Source organism: Enterococcus sp. DIV0008 (assembly GCF_050542615.1).
Taxonomy (GTDB): domain Bacteria; phylum Bacillota; class Bacilli; order Lactobacillales; family Enterococcaceae; genus Enterococcus_D; species Enterococcus_D innesii.
On the sequence record NZ_CP172937.1, the window covers coordinates 2,377,008 to 2,397,080 of the forward strand.

Annotated in this window: 17 protein-coding genes, 1 tRNA gene and 1 other annotated feature; of the genes, 4 read left to right on the plus strand and 14 right to left on the minus strand. The window is 43.5% G+C overall.

Going from position 1 to position 20,073, the window contains the following annotated elements; all coding sequences use genetic code 11:
- Nucleotides 1–7 precede the first annotated feature (7 nt).
- Nucleotides 8–2,149 (plus strand): helix-turn-helix domain-containing protein, encoded by a 2,142-nt coding sequence (locus IGI84_RS11245; protein WP_220426864.1) that lies wholly within the window; start codon nucleotides 8–10, stop codon nucleotides 2,147–2,149.
- A 150-nt stretch (nucleotides 2,150–2,299) separates the two neighbouring features.
- On the opposite strand, the gene IGI84_RS11250 is transcribed toward IGI84_RS11245, so the two are convergent.
- Genes IGI84_RS11250 through IGI84_RS11270 form a run of 5 tightly spaced genes read right to left on the minus strand, consistent with a single transcriptional unit; the run spans nucleotide 2,300 to nucleotide 6,650 of the window.
- Complete coding sequence (locus IGI84_RS11250; protein WP_220426865.1) at nucleotides 2,300–3,037, minus strand: SIS domain-containing protein; 738 nt, start codon at nucleotides 3,035–3,037, stop codon at nucleotides 2,300–2,302.
- A complete protein-coding gene (locus IGI84_RS11255; protein ID WP_430600392.1) occupies nucleotides 3,038–4,288 on the minus strand; it encodes a PTS ascorbate transporter subunit IIC in 1,251 nt (416 codons plus the stop codon).
- Nucleotides 4,289–4,290: 2 nt separating this feature from the next.
- Nucleotides 4,291–4,572 carry a PTS sugar transporter subunit IIB gene (locus IGI84_RS11260; protein WP_005225413.1) on the minus strand — a complete coding sequence of 94 codons (282 nt, stop codon included), beginning with the start codon at nucleotides 4,570–4,572 and terminating at the stop codon, nucleotides 4,291–4,293.
- 12 nt (nucleotides 4,573–4,584) lie between these two features.
- A complete protein-coding gene (locus tag IGI84_RS11265; RefSeq protein WP_096741496.1) occupies nucleotides 4,585–5,013 on the minus strand; it encodes a PTS sugar transporter subunit IIA in 429 nt (142 codons plus the stop codon).
- Nucleotides 5,010–6,650, minus strand: coding sequence for a BglG family transcription antiterminator (locus IGI84_RS11270; protein ID WP_140965795.1), 1,641 nt, complete (start codon nucleotides 6,648–6,650; stop codon nucleotides 5,010–5,012). Before IGI84_RS11270 ends, IGI84_RS11265 begins: the two co-directional genes overlap by 4 nt.
- A gap of 201 nt (nucleotides 6,651–6,851) precedes the next feature.
- Between IGI84_RS11270 and ypfJ the strand changes: the two genes are divergently transcribed.
- On the plus strand, nucleotides 6,852–7,742 hold the full coding sequence (ypfJ, locus tag IGI84_RS11275) for a KPN_02809 family neutral zinc metallopeptidase (RefSeq protein WP_220426866.1): 891 nt from the start codon (nucleotides 6,852–6,854) through the stop codon (nucleotides 7,740–7,742).
- Nucleotides 7,743–8,027: 285 nt separating this feature from the next.
- On the opposite strand, the gene IGI84_RS11280 is transcribed toward ypfJ, so the two are convergent.
- The 6 genes from IGI84_RS11280 to IGI84_RS11305 form a co-directional block, all read right to left on the minus strand.
- The gene (locus tag IGI84_RS11280; RefSeq protein ID WP_430600393.1) at nucleotides 8,028–8,843 is read right to left on the minus strand and encodes an ABC transporter permease subunit; all 816 of its coding nucleotides are present in this window, start codon (nucleotides 8,841–8,843) and stop codon (nucleotides 8,028–8,030) included.
- Nucleotides 8,840–9,724, minus strand: a complete 885-nt coding sequence (locus IGI84_RS11285; protein ID WP_220426868.1) for an ABC transporter ATP-binding protein — start codon at nucleotides 9,722–9,724, stop codon at nucleotides 8,840–8,842. Before IGI84_RS11285 ends, IGI84_RS11280 begins: the two co-directional genes overlap by 4 nt.
- Before the next feature lie 443 nt (nucleotides 9,725–10,167).
- A complete protein-coding gene (locus tag IGI84_RS11290; protein ID WP_220426869.1) occupies nucleotides 10,168–10,998 on the minus strand; it encodes an energy-coupling factor transporter transmembrane component T in 831 nt (276 codons plus the stop codon).
- Nucleotides 10,988–12,697, minus strand: coding sequence for an ABC transporter ATP-binding protein (locus IGI84_RS11295; protein WP_220426870.1), 1,710 nt, complete (start codon nucleotides 12,695–12,697; stop codon nucleotides 10,988–10,990). Before IGI84_RS11295 ends, IGI84_RS11290 begins: the two co-directional genes overlap by 11 nt.
- Nucleotides 12,698–12,723: 26 nt before the next feature.
- Nucleotides 12,724–13,278, minus strand: a complete 555-nt coding sequence (locus IGI84_RS11300) for an ECF-type riboflavin transporter substrate-binding protein (protein ID WP_005225401.1) — start codon at nucleotides 13,276–13,278, stop codon at nucleotides 12,724–12,726.
- Nucleotides 13,275–14,123, minus strand: coding sequence for an SAM hydrolase/SAM-dependent halogenase family protein (locus IGI84_RS11305; RefSeq protein ID WP_220426871.1), 849 nt, complete (start codon nucleotides 14,121–14,123; stop codon nucleotides 13,275–13,277). Before IGI84_RS11305 ends, IGI84_RS11300 begins: the two co-directional genes overlap by 4 nt.
- 92 nt (nucleotides 14,124–14,215) lie before the next feature.
- Nucleotides 14,216–14,455 (minus strand) — a binding site (T-box leader).
- 630 nt (nucleotides 14,456–15,085) lie between these two features.
- Here IGI84_RS11305 and IGI84_RS11310 point away from each other — a divergent pair.
- Nucleotides 15,086–15,167: transfer RNA gene (locus tag IGI84_RS11310), tRNA-Leu, on the plus strand.
- Between the two features lie 92 nt (nucleotides 15,168–15,259).
- Here the strand turns inward: IGI84_RS11310 and IGI84_RS11315 are convergent.
- Nucleotides 15,260–16,912, minus strand: a complete 1,653-nt coding sequence (locus tag IGI84_RS11315) for a peptide ABC transporter substrate-binding protein (RefSeq protein ID WP_077452840.1) — start codon at nucleotides 16,910–16,912, stop codon at nucleotides 15,260–15,262.
- Nucleotides 16,913–17,474: 562 nt separating this feature from the next.
- Here IGI84_RS11315 and IGI84_RS11320 point away from each other — a divergent pair.
- Nucleotides 17,475–17,927 carry a DIP1984 family protein gene (locus IGI84_RS11320; protein WP_077452841.1) on the plus strand — a complete coding sequence of 151 codons (453 nt, stop codon included), beginning with the start codon at nucleotides 17,475–17,477 and terminating at the stop codon, nucleotides 17,925–17,927.
- Between the two features lie 235 nt (nucleotides 17,928–18,162).
- Here the strand turns inward: IGI84_RS11320 and IGI84_RS11325 are convergent, their stop codons facing one another.
- Complete coding sequence (locus IGI84_RS11325) at nucleotides 18,163–18,879, minus strand: NADPH-dependent F420 reductase (RefSeq protein ID WP_077452842.1); 717 nt, start codon at nucleotides 18,877–18,879, stop codon at nucleotides 18,163–18,165.
- The gene (locus IGI84_RS11330; RefSeq protein ID WP_015509212.1) at nucleotides 18,872–19,933 is read right to left on the minus strand and encodes an LLM class flavin-dependent oxidoreductase; all 1,062 of its coding nucleotides are present in this window, start codon (nucleotides 19,931–19,933) and stop codon (nucleotides 18,872–18,874) included. The genes IGI84_RS11325 and IGI84_RS11330 overlap by 8 nt, the downstream gene beginning before the upstream one ends.
- Between the last annotated feature and the right edge of the window lie 140 nt (nucleotides 19,934–20,073).

The following is a 20,073-nucleotide window of genomic DNA, read 5'->3' on the forward strand; positions in this document are numbered from 1 at the left end:
AGCACTTATGAAATCAAAAACCTATCGAAAAATATTCTTAACCTTTTTAACGGTAATCATTGTGTATACTATTTTTATTATGGTGATTGTTATCAATAATGAAGTCAATCAGCGAAAAACTGAGCAAACTACCCAAAGTATTATGACGTTAGAGAACAGTGCGTTTCGCATTGATCAACAACTTCGATTTGCCCTCAATTCAATGAAATCTTTAGCAACAAAAGAAAGTATTATAGTGTTTTCCCAAAGTACTGAATCTGATTATACGCTGTTTTCAGCGATGTATGATGAAATTCGTGAAAACTATTTATTAATGAATCAGTTTGAATACTCTATCGGAATCTTGAATCCAGAGAATCATATCATCGTAAGTTCTGACGGCTATTTTGTTTACAATGATTTCTTTTCCTTTTTGAATATAGAAACAAAAGCCGGGCTTCTTTCCGAAATGCTGGCAGATGCCAGCTTCAGTTCCTCCATCTTCGAAACCCTTGATCAACGACTGATCATGCTTCATAAAGAGCAAGTAGAGAATCAGACCCTCTACTTCTTTGCCTACTGGAAAAAAAATGAACTACTGTCTCCAATGAATCAAGAAATACAAGTTATCGATCACCAATATCCTTCTAGTGAGACCAATTCACCGATACTTACTGATTTTACACAAAATACCATTCAGCAAGAGGCCAAATCAGATACTATCGTTTTTACAAAAAATTCAGAGGTGCTCCCTTTTGCCAATTATCAATTGACAACCGCGATTCAAAGCAGTTTTCCACTATCTACGATTTCTTCCTTTCTCCTTCCATTAATGGTTTTGATCGTACTGGGTGCTTTGATCGTCGTTTTCTTGAGTAAGCGGATGTACAAACCTTATCTAGAAATATTAGATGAAATCAAAAAGAGTAATGTTGATATTTTAACGGTTGATGATATCAACTTAGCTTTGCACCAGATAATCGAGTCGTCTAGTTCGATCAACCAGCTCCAGTCCCCTGTCTCAGAAGAAGTAAAGGAACTATTCTTAAAGAATCTGCTTTACGGAAAATATACGTACAATATGAGCAAGAGTTTACTGCCTACTTTTCATCTTGAAGGCATAGAAAAAGGCGGGAGTTTTGCTTTTCTAACCTTCTCAGGTGAGATGGCAGAAGAAGCCACTTTTAATGAAACAGAGATCATTCATGTACGCAAACAGTTGATCAAGAAAAATCTTCATATCGAGCGTTATGATATCATCAGTTTTTCCGAAAAACACCTTGTCATTCTTTTTTACGATCAGGAATATTCACAAATCATGAAAGAGATCGATCAATTGAAACTAACAATCGAAGACAGTTTGAACTTAAGAATGACTTATCTACTTTCCAAACCTTTTCATTCTCTCGAACATTTTATCGAAGTCTTTCATGAAACCTGTCAGTGGTCAGATGAATGCAACGGCAATAATCAGTTCCATCAAATACCGGTTCCAACATCCAATGCTTTTCATAAAATCAATTATACCGTTGATGAAGAACAGTTACTGATCCAATATTTCAAAGTAGGTGATTTTGTCCATGCTAGAGAATTATTGCAACAAATCGTTGAGATCAATATTTCTAGCAACCGTTCCCTAGGCTTCCTTCAGGAATTTTCAACAGCTCTGACCTTAACAATAAAACGAATCACTGTGATCAAAGAGATTTCCTATCCTGAATTCTACGAACAAAATAAGAAACAATTTCTTTACTTAAAAAAAGGTTTTTCAGATCCCGATGTGAAAAAAACAATTTTTACCCTTTTTGACACACTGATCACTCAGATCGAAACCACGGAAAATAATAATGGATCCAAAACAGATGAAATCATTCAATTTATTAATAGCAATTATTGCAGCGACCTCAGTTTAACAGATATTGCCCAGCAGTTTCATCTAAGTGAAGCCTATTTAAGCCGGTTGATTAAAGAACGACTGTCCATGTCCTTCAAACCATACGTCAATCAACTACGTGTCGAAAAAGCCAAACGTCTGATGAGCGAACAAGAAAGTTCAATCAATGAAATTGCTAGTAAAGTCGGCTTTAAAAATACCAATTCCTTTATTCGGGTATTCAAACAATTTGAAGGGTCGACACCTGGTACTTATCGTACCAATAAAATTCATTAAGCTTTAAAATTCTAATACAAAAAAAAACGATCTGAACGAGATTTGATCCCTACATTTACGAATTGTTTCCCTCAAGAAAATTCGTTCTATTAGTAGTTTTCAAATTTTTCGTTCTGATCGTTCTAATAAAAAGATAAGTTACTTATACAGTCACAGCTGATAATGGATCGCCTCTTGGTACTTTTCAAACAGGGACTGGTTCAATTCATCCCCGCCGTCTAGGTTTGCTGAGTAAAAAATCGGCGGATAGGCGACACCGGCTTCTTTTAGTTTTTGGCAAACTTCAACGATGATCGCATTTAAGATCGTTGCGCCGACTACGGTGGATGTAGGCCCGACTTTTTGTTCCACGTCAGGAATCGTACACGCAGCATCGCCAATCTCGCCATGATTGTCGATGACGATATCCGCCGTTTCAAACAAACGCAAGCCTGATGTATGACGGCTGCTGACTGTTTTCGAATAGGTAAGGTTCGTTAATGCGAGGATCTTGACCCCTTTTTCTTTAGCATGAAGCGCCATATCGATGATAACTGGGTTTCGCCCAGACACCGAATGCAAGATCAGCACATCGCCTGCTGTAAAGGGCTGGGTCGCCGCCAAGGCCCTACCGTAGCCTTCTAAGCGCTCCATTTTACTAGTGAAGGTGATTGGGCTGCGATCAAGCATCAGTTCTCTTCCAAAGATCGCGTTGATGGTCATCATGCCACCTGCTCGATAATACATCTCTTCGGCTAAGATCCCAGCGTGACTTGCGCCAAAAATGTAGATGGCTTTTTTGGTCAAGTTGGCTTGCGTCAACAATTCAATGGCTTGCTCAATCGCTGGTGCTTCTTTTTCTTCTACAATAGACAATAGTTCTTTTGCTTTTTCAAAGTATTGAAACATTTAAAACCCTCCAAACAGCTTGCCGATCAATTCACCAAGGATGCCCCATAGAGATAAATCGTTCCCACCGAAAATCAAGATCCAGTTTTGAATCGTCGTTGAGAACAACGCTGCAGAGACCCCAACGAGTGCTACCATAACGACAGAAGCTGTGATCGTACCAATAATGGCCCCTCGCAAGCCCCCTTGTCCTTCGCCGATCACCGCAGCACCGCCACATTCAAAGAAGCTGGTGATGACTAAAGGAACGATCAAAATGCCAAAGACGTTGGTGGTATTGGCAATGACCACTAAAATCGTTGAGGTGATCATCGCCACGATAAAGCCGATGATTACAGCATTTGGGCGGTAGTTAAACAAGATTGGCACATCAAAAGCTGGTTTTGCTCCTGGAACGACTTTTTCTGCGATCCCTTGAAAGGCTGGAATGATTTGGTTGATCAATAGACGTACCCCATACAACATGATCAATAGTCCTGCACCGAAATTCAAGCCAGCATCAACCGCAAACATCACCAAGTTGCCCCCTTCAGGAACTAATACGGGCGCAATCAAACCGATAACGATATTCATCAAAAACATCACTAATGCGCCAGTAATCGATATTTCACGGAAAAACGAGAGATTTTCTGGCACTTTCAAATCTTCCGTCGATTTTTCTTTGTTTCCGACCCGTTTTGCAACAAAGCCTGAAACCAATGACAAGATTCCCGTTGGATGACCGATCAAAAATGAATCATCGCCTGTGGCATCCCAAACATATTTCCGCATGATCCATGGCATGAATGACCAGTAACAAGCAGATAGAACCGCCCCTAAGATCAACAGTGGGATTCCGGTAAGTCCGCCTTCAACGCCCCCAGCGACGATGACGAATGGGAACCACCACAACATGTGGCCGGTGAGGAAAATCGTCTTCACAGGTGTAAAGCGAGCAATCAATAAATGAATGACAAGTCCGAAAAACATCGCTAAACCAACTGTTCCGCCGTATTCTGCCGTAAAGGTGATGTCAGAGAGTCCATCTGACACAGCAACGCCTAATTGGGTTTGAACCGCAGCATTGATCGGTGCGATCGTTCCCACCAACATATTTACCCCAGCCGTCAATGCCACCATCCCGAAGGAAGCTGTTAAGGTTCCTTTGACGACTTCTGCAAAAGGTTTTCTTTGTACCAATAACCCAATCATGGCAATGATCCCCAGTAGGACTGGCGGATTTTTTAAAATATAATCCGTAACAAAATTCATGCTTATCCCTCTCTTTCAGCTAAAAATTTTTCCATTTGCTGTTTGACTTCTTCTTTATCCATATACTTTTTGATTGGATAAACGGGTGCTTTAACGGATGCTTTTAACTCATTCAATAATTCATTACTCGTAAAATAAACATCTGCTGGTGTCGCTTTTGCTGTTGATAAATCAGTATTCTCGGCAGTTGCCGTCAACCCTAACTCTTTGATCACCTTATCGATCGTCATCTTCAATACCATTGAGCTTCCTACACCAAATCCACATACTGCTAAAATTTTCATATCCTTTTCCTCCTATTGGAATAATTGACAAATTTGTTCCCGATCGCCGTTTAATATCACGTTGTATTTTTCTTCATCCATAAAGATCGCCATGATCTCTTTCAAGCTTTCTAGATGGCTTTCACTATCTGCGGCGGCTAAGACAAGAAATATCCGCACCGGTTTCCCCTCAAGATCGATGGGCTGTTTCGTTACTAAAAGGCTCATACTTTGCTCCAAAACCCCTTCTCCAGGACGGGCATGCATCAGCGCAAAGTAATCCGCCAACACCATGTAAGGACCATTTTCTTCCACGCTTTGAATCATCGCTTCGATGTATTCTGACGTGATCAGCGCTTCATCCAGCAAGGGCTGGCTAGCTAATTTTACGGCTAAGCGCCAATCTGCCACTGTCTCATCCGTTTGTATATGCTTTTCAGGCAAATAATCCTTCACTTTCATTCTGATTTAACCTCCAACATTTTTGATAGGAACCATTCTTTGTTTTCGATTCCTTGCATGATCAATTTCATCATTGGTTCCACCTTTTGCGTCTCATCCTCTCGGATCATCAATAAAATAATGATGTCGGCTTTTTGGTTGCCCCATTCTACTGGCTGATCCAAAAGCAAAATCGAGATCGCTGTTTTTTCGACATAATTCGGATTGCCATGAGGGATGGCAAAGCCATTATCTAAATAGGTTGATTGTAGCTGCTCTCTTTCAATGACGGATTGCCGAAACTGCGCTTTTCGTTTTTCATCACTAAAAGGGATTTGTTCGATCAAAAAATTGATGGCTTCTGTTTTGCTGGCAAATCGCTCGAAAAAGACGGTTGGCTGGATCATCGATTGGGCTTGAAGAAGTAAACCATTTTGATCGACCACCGCCTCATTATCGATGACTAAATCGATGTAGTGATTCATGATCCGCTTCATGTCGCGATTGGTCACCATAGGCGAGATCCGTACCACAGGTTTTTGAATCCCTACGAGATCGATGGTTGAAATAATAAAATCGATTGCCGAAATGTCCATCTGCTTTAATTTTTCTACTGAAACGGTTTCGATACTGTCGATCTCAGGTAGAATGCGACGAATTTTCGCAGAGACAAATGAGCTAGTGCCGACGCCATTGGGACAGACAAAAATGATTTTGTTCATGCGGCGCATTCGCTCGATTGCTGCTTGAAAATGGATTGTGACAAATCCGATCTCATCATCAGAGATCCCCACTTGATACGCTTTCAAGAAATCATGAAGCGAGAACCAGACCACGCCATACAAGGCAGGATAGTTTTGTTTGATTTCTTCTAACAAAGGGTTGATGACTGTGGTTTGCGCTTCGATCCGCAGCAGTAGTTGATACAGATGGATCGTCACATCTTCTTCCAATCGATTGTCTTGGGTCAAGTCGGTGCCTAAGCCTTCGCTGATTTTTTGAATCAAGTTGCGCACTTTTCCCCGAAAGACGAAAGGAACTTTTTCACTTTTCATAAAAAATTTCAAGCCGCTACCGACGATCAGGTAGGTTAGATATTGCACTTCTTTTGGTGAAAATTGATAAATGTGCTGTTCTTCGATTTCTTTCAGTAGCTCATAGACTAACGGATATTTGTCGAACTCCAAAAACAGCTTCCCCACTTGGCGATTTTCTTCAATCACTAAGTTTTCCGCATGACTTGCCCGTTCGATCAGCAGCACGATGGAAAGGACAATACTTTGGATATAGCTGTCGGGCATTTCCACTTGTTTTTCCATTAACGCTCGACGAAAGGCCTGATTTACTTCCTGGTATTTCGCAGGTTCCACCAACAAGGAAAACGCCGCTGGTTGATCCAGCATCATTAAGCAAAAGCGTTTGAGCACCCGATGGATCTGGGATTCACTTGCTTCAAAAAATGTACCTGAATTATCAAATCTCAGACGTAAGCTTTCTTTTTGAAACAGCTCTTTTAAATAAGAAATATCTTTGGCAATACTGCTGCGGGAAACGAAATAATCCTCTGCTAACTGCTGATAGCTGAGATGCTCGCCAGCAATCAACCGCTTAAAAATCAAAATCCTTCGTTCCGATGTCCCCGAATAATTCATTTTCATACGCTCACCCTCTACATCTATTTTATTGCTACTGTACCAAATTAGAAGGCTAATTGTTAGATTAAAGAATGATTAAAAGGAGTGTACACTTTGATTTTCAAGCCTCCTGCAGGCATTTTATAACAATTTCAAGGCGCTTTTTTTCACAATCTGCCGCCTTTCTCTTATAATTAAGCTAGGATTTATATAGGAGGAGATAACATGAAATGGCGTGGGGGTAGACAAAGCAGAAATGTCGATGATCGAACGGGGCGATCATCTGGCTCAGGCGGGATGTTGGCTGCTGGTGGCGGGATCGGTACGGTGATCATCGCTGTTTTATTTTTCCTGTTTAGCGGTGGTGATTTAAGTTCGCTGCCGGATGTCTTAGGTGGCAGCGGTCAAGCAGCCAATTACCAGACAGAAAATGTGGGCACCAGTGAGTACACGGAGGAAAAAGAATTTTCCGCAGTCGTGTTCGGCTATTTAGAAGATTATTGGCAAGACGTTTTTCAAGAGCGGCAAGAAACCTATCAAGACCCGACACTCGTATTATTTACGGGAAGTGTGCAGTCGGCATGCGGCTATGCCACGTCACAGGTTGGTCCGTTTTATTGCCCAGCAGATGAGAATGTGTACCTTGATCTGAGCTTTGCCAATGAGCTTTCCGATAAATATGGCGTAAGCGGCGACTTCGCAATGGCCTATGTCATCGCCCATGAAGTCGGTCATCATGTGCAAAATGAGCTGGGGATCACCCAACAATTGGACAAAATCCGCCAGCAAGTTTCAGAGAAGGAATACAATCAGTACAGCGTTCGTTTGGAACTGCAAGCTGACTACTTAGCTGGTACTTTTGCGAAATATTTGCAAGGTGAAACCTATCAAGGACAACCGATCTTAGAAGCTGGCGACATTCAAGAAGCGATCACGGCTGCCAATGCCATCGGGGATGATACGCTGCAAAAAGAATACCAAGGCTATGTTGTTCCAGATAGTTTTACGCACGGCACATCGCAGCAGCGCGTGGACTGGTTTAACCGTGGTTATCGTTATGGTGACTTAGCACATGGCGACACCTTCAATGTCGATAGCCTTGATTTGAGCAAGTAGCTTCAACTAAAAAACACTCCGAAGCAGCAGGCGTTTCATGCTGCTTCGGAGTGTTTTTAGGTTCTAGGTGTCCCTTCAAGGCTTTTGGTGAAGGGGCGCTTTACGCTTTCTTAACTTTCGCAATGATTTTTTCGCAAAAACGTGCCTGCTTCGTCATACTTTTTTCACATTTCGAGACTATTATATAAGCATACTAACAAACAACCCTAACACTTTTTCATTTTTACTCCTTTGCCTGTCAGTCCCCGCTGACAGGCTCTTTTTTTGGGTTTTGATTGGATGTGCTCAGACCTGCAAGTCTTTGCGCTCATAACGGTAAAAGGTGCCAAAGAAACAGATGATACTGATCAGCAGTACCCATAGGACTGATGTGGCGCCGTTATCCATGAGTTGGACGGGTAATGCCATCCGCACAGGTGAAAGTCCTGCCAGCCACTCCAATTTATCGTAGAGTTCCCCCACGATGCCGAGCAAATACAGACCGAACACGCAGCCTAAGCCGACGCTGGCTGTTTGTTTGCTGGAACGCAAGATCGTGGATAAAAAGAAACCTAGACAGAGGAAGAAAACTAAGACACCGTACTCGGCAACGAAGATTTTGCTAATTTCTTCTATAAAAGCGGACAGGTCATCTCCTGGTAGTTTGAATAGAGCAAACGAGGCCAGACTACTGCCATAGGCAATCAGCCAAAAGCCAGTCAGCAGCAACAATCGGGCGAGGAACTTCCACCCAACGATTTCTCTGCGGCTAATAGGCTGAGCATATAAATACTCGATCGTTCCTTCTGATTCTTCAGTGATCAGACTGTTCAAGCCTAAAAGCATCCCATAAATACATGCGGCGATAAATAAGTATTGAAAGTAGTACCCGAAAAAGCCTGTCGGTGAAACCAAGCTTGAAGGTCCTGTCAGTTGGATGTTAAAGATGCCTAGTAATTCTGGGCTGAAAGAGCCCAACATCTGGTCTAAGGACGTTTTCATTTCTGGCGTGATCATTTGAGGATAGATAGCCGTAAATCCAAAAATGATTCCTGCAAAAATGATCGTCCAGACTAGCCAGCCTTTGAAGGTATTTTTAAGGTCGATTTTCATTAAAGTCATTTTTGAGAACCTCCTTCATAGAGCAGCATAAATTGCTGTTCAAGGGTTGGGTGTTCGATCGTGAACTCTTTAATGGCAGGATTGGTTAGAAAATGTGCCAGCTGATTCATGTCTCCTTGATAGAAAAAACGCAAGCTGTGTGATTCCTGAGCAAGAACTTGTACGTTTTCCAAGCCGACTAATGAGATACTGTCCTCATTCGTGAGCGTTACAACTTTGCCGAAATTTTCTTCCTCACTCAGTTCTTTCACGGTGATGATCTGTCCTTCACGAATAAAGGCGGTCCGGTGGGCATAGCTCTGAATTTCATGCAGATCATGACTGGATAGAAAAATCGTCATCCCCTGTTTGTTTCTTCTGAGAAGCTCTTCAAACAGCCGTTTTTGGATCAAGGGATCTAAGCCATTGGTCGGCTCATCTAAAATCAACATTCTCGGTTGTGCAATCAAGGCGCTCGCAAGCCCGACTTTTTTCTTGTTGCCCAAAGAAAGTTCTGCGATCGATTTGTTTGGATCAATTTGAAAAAGTTCCATCAACTCCTGAATCTCTTTTTTTGGATGCTTGACTTGATGAAAATCTGCCGTAAATGCCAGCAATTCTGCTGTCGTCATTTTTGAATAAAACCGTACATCACTGGAAACATATCCAGTAAACGTTTTGATTTCTTTGGCTGCTTGTTGGCAATCTCGTCCAAAAATCGCCGCCTGTCCTGCATCTGGTTTGATAAAATTCAACAATACTTTGATGGTCGTTGATTTTCCCGCACCATTTGGTCCGATAAAGCCAAAAATCTCTCCTTCTGCCACTTGCAATGATACATTCTCGATGGCGTACTTCTTGTTGTATTGTTTGCTTAGTCCGTTGATCGTAATGGCATCCATCCTGTCCCCTCCTTGTACTGCTTTGATGCCATCAGTGTAGCCTTATTTCGTGTTTCCGTCAATCAAAGATCTAAAAGGCTTCCGCTGGAATGTTTTACGAAAATCATCAACAGATTGACACACTTCTATTGCTTTCTCTTCCTATTTTTTTCACATTTTCCCGCTATTATTAATACATACCAACAAACAACCCTAACACTTTTTCATTTTTACTCCTATCCCGCCAGTCCCCGCTGGTGGGCTCCTTTTTTTTATCGGCAAAAAAACGCAGACCTAGCAGCAACTGACTTTAGCAAATGTAGCACTCGCTAAAGTCAATTGACTGACTATCCTGCGTTTTTTGGCTCGATCATTTCTGGGACGGATGAATCAATTCTGAATCATCCGTCCCACTTTCATTATTGACAATGCGTCCGTTTTTTAAGTTTTCATGGGTTGATTTGTTAACGAAACGGATTGTAGAAACGTCCGCCATTAAGGACCATCAAGGACAATCCGAGCGCCACGATCAAGCAAACGACAGCAATCGCCAAGAGATCTTTGCCTTGGATCGGCTTAGCTTTCAGCCAAGTACGCTGCTTATGCTTGCCAAACCTTCTTAGCTCCATGGCAGCAGAAATATGGTCGATCCGTTCCAAGCTGGAAAAAATCAAAGGAATCGCGATCGCGACATTGCCTGTCACGCGTTTGCGCAAAGGTGCTTTTTTAGAAAGCTCCACGCCCCGTGCTTGCTGCGCTTTGGCAATGGTCCGAAAATCCTCTTGAATATCAGGGATGTAACGCAAAGCCAGTGCGACTGCATAGGCGATCTTGTAAGAAATCCCGATGCGGTTGATACTGGACGCCAACTCGCTTGGATTGGTGGTAAACAGGAAAATCAACCCTGGGGGAATCGTGACAAAATATTTGATCAACAGATTCAGCTCATAAAACACTTGCTCTTGGGTCAATGTATACCGACCGATCCCTTCAAAAATCACGTGGCGCGTACCGTAGATCTCCACCCCATATTCTGGTGCGAAAAGATAGACCGCCACCAAATTCAAAAGCGAAAAGAAGATGATAAATTTCAACACAAAAGCGATATCTCGGTAGCGAATTCCAGCACTGGCAAATAGAAAGACCGAAAACAATGCCAGTCCAATAAGAAAACGCGTATCATAAGAGATCATCCCGATAACGGATAGCAGCAAAAAACAAATCAGTTTTGCGGCACCGCTTAGTTGGTGGATCCACGTTTTGCGGTCAAGATAGCCGATTAGATTACTCTCCATCGTGTCCCTCCTTCTCGCTGGCAATAAAGGCGGCAGTAAAAGCGGCGGGATCTGTCAGCTGGTTAAGGGTCGCCAGTGTGTACAAGCTGGTTTCTTTGAGGTTCGCGGCACTCACCACTTGTTTGTCTGCTAAAACAACTTCTGGCGGTGCGTCCAGCAAAATCGTTCCTTGCGTCAAAACGATCGTCCGCTGTGTATACTCCAACATCAGGTGCATATCGTGGGTGATCATAACGATCGTTAATCCCCGCTGGTTCAACTCCTGTAAGAATTGCATCATTTCGGTGTAATGGCGATAGTCTTGTCCTGCTGTTGGCTCATCCAATAAAATGAGTTCAGGATCTAAGACGAGGATCGCTGCAATGGCGGCTCGGCGTTTTTGCCCATGACTTAGTGCCGACAATGGCCATGAGCGAAACGGATAAAGACCACAAATTTTCAAGGTCTGATGAACTTTTTCTGTGATTTCAGCCTCTGGGACATTTCGGTTGCGCAAGCCTAAGGCAACTTCGTCAAACAGGAAGTTTTTTGACAGCATTTGATTGCTGTTTTGCAAAACATACCCGATTTTTTGCGCTCGTTCTTTGATGGAATCATTGCCCATGTCTGTTCCTTGCCAAAGCAACTTGCCAGAAGTCGGTGTCAAAAAGCCGGTAATCAAATGGGACAAGGTTGATTTTCCTGCGCCATTATGCCCGACCAAACTAATCATTTCTCCTTGATGGATGGTAAAATCCAGTGCCTGCAAGATTGGTTTGCCCACTTGGTAAGAAAACGATAGATTCTTCGCTTCCAACAACGGCGGCTGGTGGCTAGGAAGTGCCGTTTTCGGAAATTTTTCTTGAAACTGAGTCAGTTTTTCGGCAATCTCAGATGATGCAAATGCTTCTACCGCGACTAAATCAGCAGCGTCGGTCACGGGAACCCCCGCTTTTTTTAAGGCAGCTAAATACAGTGGTTCACGAATGCCGACTTGCTGCAGCATGTCCGTTTTTAATAGTTCGTTCGGTGTACTGTCGGCAAGGATGCGGCCTTCTTCCATCACGATGATGCGATCGACAGCGGCGGCTAACACTTCTTCTAAGCGGTGTTCGATGATGATGGTGGTAAAACGCTTCTCTTGATACAGCTGGTCGATCATTTTGATGGCTTCCACACCTGTTTGCGGATCCAAGTTGGCTAGCGGCTCATCAAACAGTAGAATCGGTGTTTCATCGATCAAAACACCTGCCATTGAAACACGCTGCTTTTGGCCACCCGATAATTCCTGCGGTTTTTTCGCCAAATGATCCATTAAGTCGGTCTTTTCAGCCCAAACGCGCAGCGCCTCCTGCATCACAGCTTGACTACGCTGATCGTTTTCCAATGAAAACACGATATCTTCTGCTACGGTCAAACCTACAAATTGGCTATCGGTGTCTTGCAGCACCGTGCCGACGGTCAAAGACAGCTCATAGACGGAAGCTTGTCCAAAATCATTAGTACCGATCGTCAAAGCTCCGGTACTACTGCCTTTGTCATTTTGCGGAATTAAACCGTTCAAACATTTTCCTAATGTACTTTTGCCAGAACCGCTGGCACCGACGATCAGGACTTTTTCTCCTTCATAGATCGTTAGATCGATGTTTTTCAAGGTGGGTTCCGCTTGTGCATCATATTGGAAAGAAAAATTCGTAAATTGAATGATTTTTTGTTTCATTTTTTAGCCTTCACACATTTCTTTGGTTAGGATTCCTTGCTCAAGCTGCCTTTTTTGGTTTTGGTTTGGGCATAGGCTTTTAGCAGGATCACTCCGATTATCCCAGTTACGACTGCATTGGTCAATCCCGCAATGACTCCTTGCGTAAAGACTTTGTTCGCTGGTTCGCCATAGATCAAAATATCACCGATCGGGGCAATGATCACCCAGACGACCAAATTTGCGATCGTTTCACCGATCAAGAAGGTCCGAATTTCTTTAGCCCCAAAGGTTCCTTGCTGGATTGGAATCCAACGCGTCAAAAGTCCAAAGAACACCCCTAAGATCCCAGAGGCGGCGATCCAAGACCACCATGGACCATAAGTCGTCAAATCTCCTAGGGCATGGCCGATAAAGCCCGCTAAACCAGCCACGATCGGACCGTAGACAACGCCTAATAGCGCCAAGAAAGGATAGGCTGTGGCGATATCTGTATTTGGGAAACCCGTCGGAATCGTGACGAAACGTTTTAAGACGAAAAAGACCGCAGCACCGATACCGATTGCAACAATGTGTTTTACTGTAAATTTTGATTGATTCATTTTTCATTTCTCCTTTTTTTGAGGGTAATTTTCCAATTCGTGCCAGTCCCGATTTTATAGGTTTCAGCAAATGAAGCCAAGTTGAGCCCTAAACCAATATTCAATAGGGAATTGACATATAAGACAGGTTCATTTTCCGACACTTGCGCAAAGGAGCGTCCGAAACGCACTTCTTCTTGATAACGCAGCGTATCTTGGTAATAAATACTGACGAGCAGCGGCTCATTGTACTGTACCTGCCATTGCTTAAAGAACGTGTGGGGAATATTCGTCCACAACGAACCAAAGCGGATATCGAGAATATCGATCGTACCAGTGATCGTTTCTGTTGTTTGGCTTGGCTTTTCAATGGCAAAGACTTGGATCGCTTCTTTAGGTTCGGGTGTTCCTAGCTCTTCAAAACTGATGGCGCCGCTAGCGAGCCGAGCGGCGTTATACATATAAACATCCCGACCATGAAACGTATGGCTTTCGGCTGATCCGGCCAACCGCTCAGTTGCCTCATTGATCACCCGTAGTTCAGCGATTCCGATATAAGTCGCTAAATAGGTTAGGGTGCCATTATCTGGCGTCAAAACCAACTGTCCGGTCGCCAACTTGGCAACCACGCTTCGTCGATCAGACCCTACGCCAGGATCCACCACTGAAACAAAGACCGTTCCCGCTGGCCAATAGGTGACGCTTTGCAGCAGACGATAGCTGGCATCATGAATGTTGTATGGCTCGATCTCATGAGTCAAATCCGCAATGACCAGCTCCGGTGCCACTTGATAAGCTACCCCGTACATCGCATTAACCGCTCCATCTTGCAAACCAAAATCGGTTTGAACCACTAATTTGTGCATTTTTCTCTCCTCCCAACAACCTTTCTCCTTTTTAACAAAACCTGCGCTTGAAACAGCTGACCCTACAGACACAAAAAAAGCCCTTAGCCAAAGCTAAGGGCATCACCTGCGGTACCACCTTAATCTGCAAAACCTTCACAGGCTTCACCTCATTCAGTACCCGAAAACACTCGGAGACTGTCGCTTGTTAACGGGGCAACCGTATTTTCCTAATTAGTCAGAAAATCCGCTCCAAAGTCATTTTCAAATCATTCGTTGTCGTTCCTTCTCACCTACCGGAACTCTCTGCTAGACAACTACCTTGATTCTACTTTCTTTTTCATCGCGTTTGCATTTTGTTTCATTTAAATTATCAAAGCTTGTGCCTTTTGTCAATTCTCTTTTAAGAAAAAATTCAAACAGAAGGCATAATTTGTCAAAAGATTCACGCAATTCCTGAATTTCGCTCGAAAATTCTTCATATTTTCTCGGTATGATACTTGTATACCAACAAACAACCCTAACACTTTTTCATTTTTACTCCTTCCCGCCAGTCCCCGCTGGCGGGCTCCTTTTTGTCTTCTGACTGTTTTAGATGGTTTCACTTTTTCTTGGCGATTTCTTCCCAGAATTCTGTTTGATTCGTCAATTTTTTTTCACATTTTCACGCTATTATAAATGCATACCAACAAACAACCCTAACACTTTTTCATTTTTACTCCTTCCCGCCAGTCCCCGCTGGCGGGCTCCTTTTTGTCTTCTGACTGTTTTAGATGGTTTCACTTTTTCTTGGCGATTTCTTCTCAGAATTCTGTTTGATTCGTCAATTTTTTTTCACATTTTCCCGCTATTATAAATGCATACCAACAAACAACCCTAACACTTTTTCATTTTTACTCCTATCCCGCCAGTCCCCGCTGGCGGGCTCCTTTTTGTGAGATTGGACTTGCATTTCTTCCTAGAAAGGATTATCTTTATCTTATGCGGAAGTGGCGGAATGGCAGACGCGCACGCTTCAGGCGCGTGTGAGTTTATCTCGTGTGGGTTCAACTCCCATCTTCCGCATTTAGCAGTTCAGCTTTCTGAACTGCTTTTTTTGTTGCAAAACGCGCATGTTCATCGAATAAACATGCGCGTTTCATTCAACTATTTTTCCCTTATTCACTCACATAGGCGGTGCGGAAAAAGAAATGCGCGCCATAAGCTGGGAATTGGATGTCTTTTACCTTTGATTTGATTAGATAATTTGAAGCACTTTGGTATAGAGGGACTTGCGCAGCATCTTGTTCCAACAAAATTTCTTCTGCCGCTTTGTAATCTTCAAAATATTGATCGGGGTCATTGGCATGAACGGTGCGCGCATCTTCCGTCAACGCCGTATATTCTTCATTGACATAGCCACCGTAGTTAAAGGAAGCGCCGGTTTTGTATAAGATAAAGAACATATCCATGTCACTGCTTCCAGCGATCCAACCAGAAACGGAAAGCTCATAATCACTATTTGCTCTTGATTGATTCAAGCTGGCACGTGGCTGTTTGTTGATGGAGATCGACAAGCCTGGCAAGTTTTCTTGCAGTTGGCTTTGCAAGTACTCCCCGATTTTTTGACCATTGTCATCATCTGTCACTAATAAACGCAGCGTCGTACTTTCGCCAATTTCGGCTTGGGCTTTTTCCCACTCTTCCTTGGCAGCCTCTAAATCATACAGGTTATAATCACCGCTATATGCTCGAAAATCTTCGCCAGTATTTGGATTCGCAGCTAAGCCGGTAGGGATCAATCCATTTAAAACTTTCGCGCCATCGTTCAACACATTATCCACGAGACTTTCTTTGTCGATCGCCAATGCGATCGCTTTACGCACATGAACATTTGCTAAGGCATCGTTGGCGGTTTTGTTAAAGTCTAAGAAAAAGTTCGCCACATCATTTTGCGTAACTAGCTCTTCATTGTCTCCATATTGTTGAACATAGATCCCACTGATTTTTTGCAAATCAAGATCGCCGCTTTCAAACAATTGGATCCCCGTATTTTCTTCTTTGATGGTGGAGCCTTTGATTTCCTCCAATTGAACGACATCAGCATCGTAGTATTGGTCGTTTTTCACTAGCGTCCACTCATCTCCCGTCTGTTGCCAATCGGTTAAAGTAAAGGGACCAGAATACAACAAATCTTCACTTGTACGGGCATAGGTCTCGCCTTTTTCTTCAACAAAGGCTTGATTTTGCGGTGCCAACCAGCCGATGGAAATCAAGGATAAAAACGAAGGCTGCGGCTGCTCCAACTGCACGATAAAGGTCGCATCATCTGGGGTTTCCAGACCAATCGTTTCTACGTCTGCATTGCCTTCACGAATGTCTTTACTATTGACTACATTATCCAACAAATAGGCGTTTGGTCCCATCGTTGCTGGATCGACTAACTTTTTCCACGCATAAGCAAAGTCAGCTGAAGTGATCGCTTCGCCATTGCTCCACTTCGCATCCTCTCGCAAGGTAAAGGTATAGGTTTTGCCATCTTCACTGATTTCGACTCCTTCTGCCAAGCCTGGAACTGGTTCGCTGTTTTCATCGAAACGGTAAAGCCCTTCGAATAAATGTTGGACGATGGTAAACGTTGCTTTATCCGTCGTTTGGGTCGTATCGAGAGTCGTCAGCTCAGCTGGTAGACTCACCGCGATCGCTTGATTCGGCGCTCCGTTAGTTTCAGCCTCTGATCCCTCAGTATTTCCTGTTGTCGTGCAGCCAGAAAGGGTCAACCCAATCACTCCTGCTGCAACCAATAAACGCTTCTTCCAGATCATTTTCATTCTTCCTCCTATGTGATTGCGCAACCAACGCAAGTGTTTTTCATGACAGCCAAAAACGCATTCAACGATAAAAAGAAAAAACCTCATCCCTTTGCTTATCAACTTTGACAAACAAAGGGACGAGATTTTCGTGTTACCACCCTTTTTCGCACCACTCTCACAAATGGCACCTCAACAGTACGCTAAGATACTTGGCACGGTAACGGCTGCTTTCCGTCTGATTTGCGTGAACAAATCAGATCACTCAGAGCTCATCTTCACTTTTTTTCTGCTGCCCTTTCTCACCATCCGGGTTCTCTTCTAACAGATTCCAAAGCTACTCTTCTCTTCATCGTCTTTCTTTTTATCTAAAAAAATGGTAAATGACGTTTTTTTGTCTATTTCATGATTGTTATAAAGTATACTATTGGTGTTTTTGGAAGTCAACAAGAATTGCGAATATTCAGTTTTTTATGATTTTTCTATCAGAGCTTGTTTTGCGTCTTGCTTGCCTTTCGTCACGTTCTTCTCTAGGATAAGAACTAGATAAGCCTTCTCATTTGTAAAAAGGAGTGTGCCGAAAATGAAATTAGCAGAAGCGTTACTTTTAAGACGAGATTTGAACAATCGTCTGTTTCAATTGCGCAACGAGATCTCTAGTAGTGTGTTAGTCCAAGAAGGCGATACCTTGGATCGCAGTATCACAGAATTGTTCAAGGAATACGATGAGATCAATCAACAGTATTCAGAATTAGTCGTAGCCATCAATCGGAAAAATGCGACTGCCTCTGTAGCAGATAGTGCGTTATTGCTGATGGAAGCACTAGAACGGCGAGAACAGCTGCGCCGCAAGCATGCACTGCTAACGCAAGCACTGGATGAAACCAAAGCAGCTCCCCGAATGGGTCGCAACGAAATTCGACTGGTGCGTACGATCGATACAAAAACGCTAACGGAGCAATTGAATGCGACCGCCAAGCAGTTGCGAGAATTAGATGGAAAGATCCAACAAACCAACTGGCTGGTCGATCTTTAATCAATATGGGTGGGTGTCAAAGGCGAGCACAAAGCAGGTACAGGCTGATATGTACACTATGGAACGTCTGGCAGAGACGTAAACGTAACAACCACTGCTTACGAATCACAATCGTAACAATCACATTGTATTTTTTAGCGACCACGTGCTGATTTGACTGGATGGGAAAAACCCTCTTCTTTTTTGAGAAGAGGGTTGTTTTTATCGTATCCAGCCGTATGTGGAGCCGGCTCTTTTACTGAGGAACCTGCTGCTTGTTACTCACAGCGGAAGGACGCGCCAGAAACGTTTGCCCTTTCTCACTGCTCCAAAACTCCTTCATCAATGCCGTCAATCCCTCTTTGGTTTGATTGGCACCAAAGAAAGGGCTGCCGGGTTCTAACATGATGCCATTAGCTAAAGCACCGATAGGAAAGGGATCAAAGCCGAAAGCGGCAACGATTTCGGCTGTCTGATCAAGGGCGGTTTGGTCATCACCAGCAATGGCGATGGCTTTTTTGGCAGTTCCTTGAGCAGCCGTTCTCGTCAGCAAGGATTCCTCTTGGATGTCGTGGTACCCCATATGATTGAATCCTTTGACTACTTTACTTTGGGAAAAATAGCGTTGCACACGTTCCGAAGAAGTCTGCTCGATGGATGAGTATTCTGTCTCTTTGCCATCGACTTCCCACCAATAATTCATGGCATCGATCACTAGCTTGCCAGCCAATGCTTTTGCTGGCAGCTGTTGGTACTTACTCAATGGGATTGCCAAAATGATCGTTTGGGCTTCTGTCATCACTTCAGCGGCATTTTTTGCGATCGCTCCCGGAGCCAACACAGAAACGGACAAGGCGATTTTTTCTGCTGGCTTCGTACTGGCGATCAAGACCCGATAGCCCGCCTGGGCACCAAGATTTGCGAGCGCTAAGCCTAACTTGCCTGCACCTAAAATACCGATGGTTTTAGGCATTGCCATCACCTGCTGCCAACAATTCTTTCACCCGTGGAATCACTTTGGTTCCATACAATTCAATCGTTTTGAAACGGTCTTTTTGCAGCTGGCCGCCAGTACCGTAAACCAGATCAAAGCGTTCTACACCGACTTGCGGCATCATACGGGCAATTTTTTGCGCCACGGTTTCTGGACTGCCTACATAGTAAGACCCATGTTCGACTTCAAAGTCAAAGCGTTCTTTGCTCATGGCTGGCCAGCCGCGATCAAGACCGATTTTGTCCATGCTCTTTTTGATGTAGTTCCAGCCGATTTCATAGGCTTCTTCATCGGTGTCGGCGATCACACCATGGGAGTGCATGCCGATTGGCAAAATCGGTTGCCCCAGTTGCTGTGCTGCCTTTTTATACAGATCAACATAGGGCGCAAAACGAGCGGGTTCGCCACCGATGATCGCTAACATAACGGGAAACCCATAACGGACGGCACGAATGATCGATTCAGGGGTTCCACCGACACCCACATAGGTATCTAATTGATGCCCCTCGATTTTTGGAAAAACGTCGGCATTTTTTAAGGATTGCGTGAACTTGCCTTCCCAAGTTAATGGTTTGCCTTTTCTCAATTCACTGAACATTGCTGTTTTTTCTTCAAATAGTTCTTCATAATCTTGCAAGTCATAGCCGAATAGAGGGAATGATTCAGTAAAAGAGCCTCGTCCCAGCATGATTTGTGCGCGACCGTTCGACAACGCATCAACAGTCGCGAACCGTTCGTAGACCCGCACGGGATCATCCGAACTCAAGACAGTTACACCGGTACCTAATTTGATGGTTTTGGTAACCATTGCTAAAGCCGCTAGTACCGTATCAGGACTTGAGATCGAATATTCTTCCCGATGGTGCTCCCCTAAGGCAATGACATCGATGCCGACTTCATCGGCTAATTTTCCTTCCGCTACGATATTGCGCAACGATTCGCTGTAACTGATCCGTTCTTTCGTTGTATCATCAAAGGCTAGATCGCCAAAAGTATCTAACCCAAATTCAAGATTTCTGTGATTGATGGTCATTTTCTTTTCCTCATTTCTCATTACTGATTCTCTGTTCTCACTATAACAAGGAACAAAAAAAGTTGCGAACAATATGCTTACTTTTTGTAAGTTAACGATTTTAAAGCGAAAAAAACACTTTCCCGAACAAAAATTCAGGA

What these genes read in the sequence shown, in the direction of transcription:
- IGI84_RS11245 (WP_220426864.1), top strand. Translation starts at nt 8, where the DNA reads ATGAAATCAAAAACCTATCGAAAAATATTCTTAACCTTTTTAACGGTA.
- IGI84_RS11325 (WP_077452842.1), bottom strand. Translation starts at nt 18,879, where the DNA reads ATGCCTAAAACCATCGGTATTTTAGGTGCAGGCAAGTTAGGCTTAGCG.
- IGI84_RS11320 (WP_077452841.1), top strand. Translation starts at nt 17,475, where the DNA reads ATGAAATTAGCAGAAGCGTTACTTTTAAGACGAGATTTGAACAATCGT.
- IGI84_RS11300 (WP_005225401.1), bottom strand. Translation starts at nt 13,278, where the DNA reads ATGAATCAATCAAAATTTACAGTAAAACACATTGTTGCAATCGGTATC.
- IGI84_RS11290 (WP_220426869.1), bottom strand. Translation starts at nt 10,998, where the DNA reads ATGGAGAGTAATCTAATCGGCTATCTTGACCGCAAAACGTGGATCCAC.
- IGI84_RS11265 (WP_096741496.1), bottom strand. Translation starts at nt 5,013, where the DNA reads ATGAAAGTGAAGGATTATTTGCCTGAAAAGCATATACAAACGGATGAG.
- IGI84_RS11270 (WP_140965795.1), bottom strand. Translation starts at nt 6,650, where the DNA reads ATGAAAATGAATTATTCGGGGACATCGGAACGAAGGATTTTGATTTTT.
- IGI84_RS11255 (WP_430600392.1), bottom strand. Translation starts at nt 4,288, where the DNA reads ATGAATTTTGTTACGGATTATATTTTAAAAAATCCGCCAGTCCTACTG.
- IGI84_RS11330 (WP_015509212.1), bottom strand. Translation starts at nt 19,933, where the DNA reads ATGACCATCAATCACAGAAATCTTGAATTTGGGTTAGATACTTTTGGC.
- IGI84_RS11280 (WP_430600393.1), bottom strand. Translation starts at nt 8,843, where the DNA reads ATGACTTTAATGAAAATCGACCTTAAAAATACCTTCAAAGGCTGGCTA.
- IGI84_RS11295 (WP_220426870.1), bottom strand. Translation starts at nt 12,697, where the DNA reads ATGAAACAAAAAATCATTCAATTTACGAATTTTTCTTTCCAATATGAT.
- IGI84_RS11250 (WP_220426865.1), bottom strand. Translation starts at nt 3,037, where the DNA reads ATGTTTCAATACTTTGAAAAAGCAAAAGAACTATTGTCTATTGTAGAA.
- IGI84_RS11260 (WP_005225413.1), bottom strand. Translation starts at nt 4,572, where the DNA reads ATGAAAATTTTAGCAGTATGTGGATTTGGTGTAGGAAGCTCAATGGTA.
- IGI84_RS11305 (WP_220426871.1), bottom strand. Translation starts at nt 14,123, where the DNA reads ATGCACAAATTAGTGGTTCAAACCGATTTTGGTTTGCAAGATGGAGCG.
- IGI84_RS11315 (WP_077452840.1), bottom strand. Translation starts at nt 16,912, where the DNA reads ATGAAAATGATCTGGAAGAAGCGTTTATTGGTTGCAGCAGGAGTGATT.
- ypfJ (WP_220426866.1), top strand. Translation starts at nt 6,852, where the DNA reads ATGAAATGGCGTGGGGGTAGACAAAGCAGAAATGTCGATGATCGAACG.
- IGI84_RS11285 (WP_220426868.1), bottom strand. Translation starts at nt 9,724, where the DNA reads ATGGATGCCATTACGATCAACGGACTAAGCAAACAATACAACAAGAAG.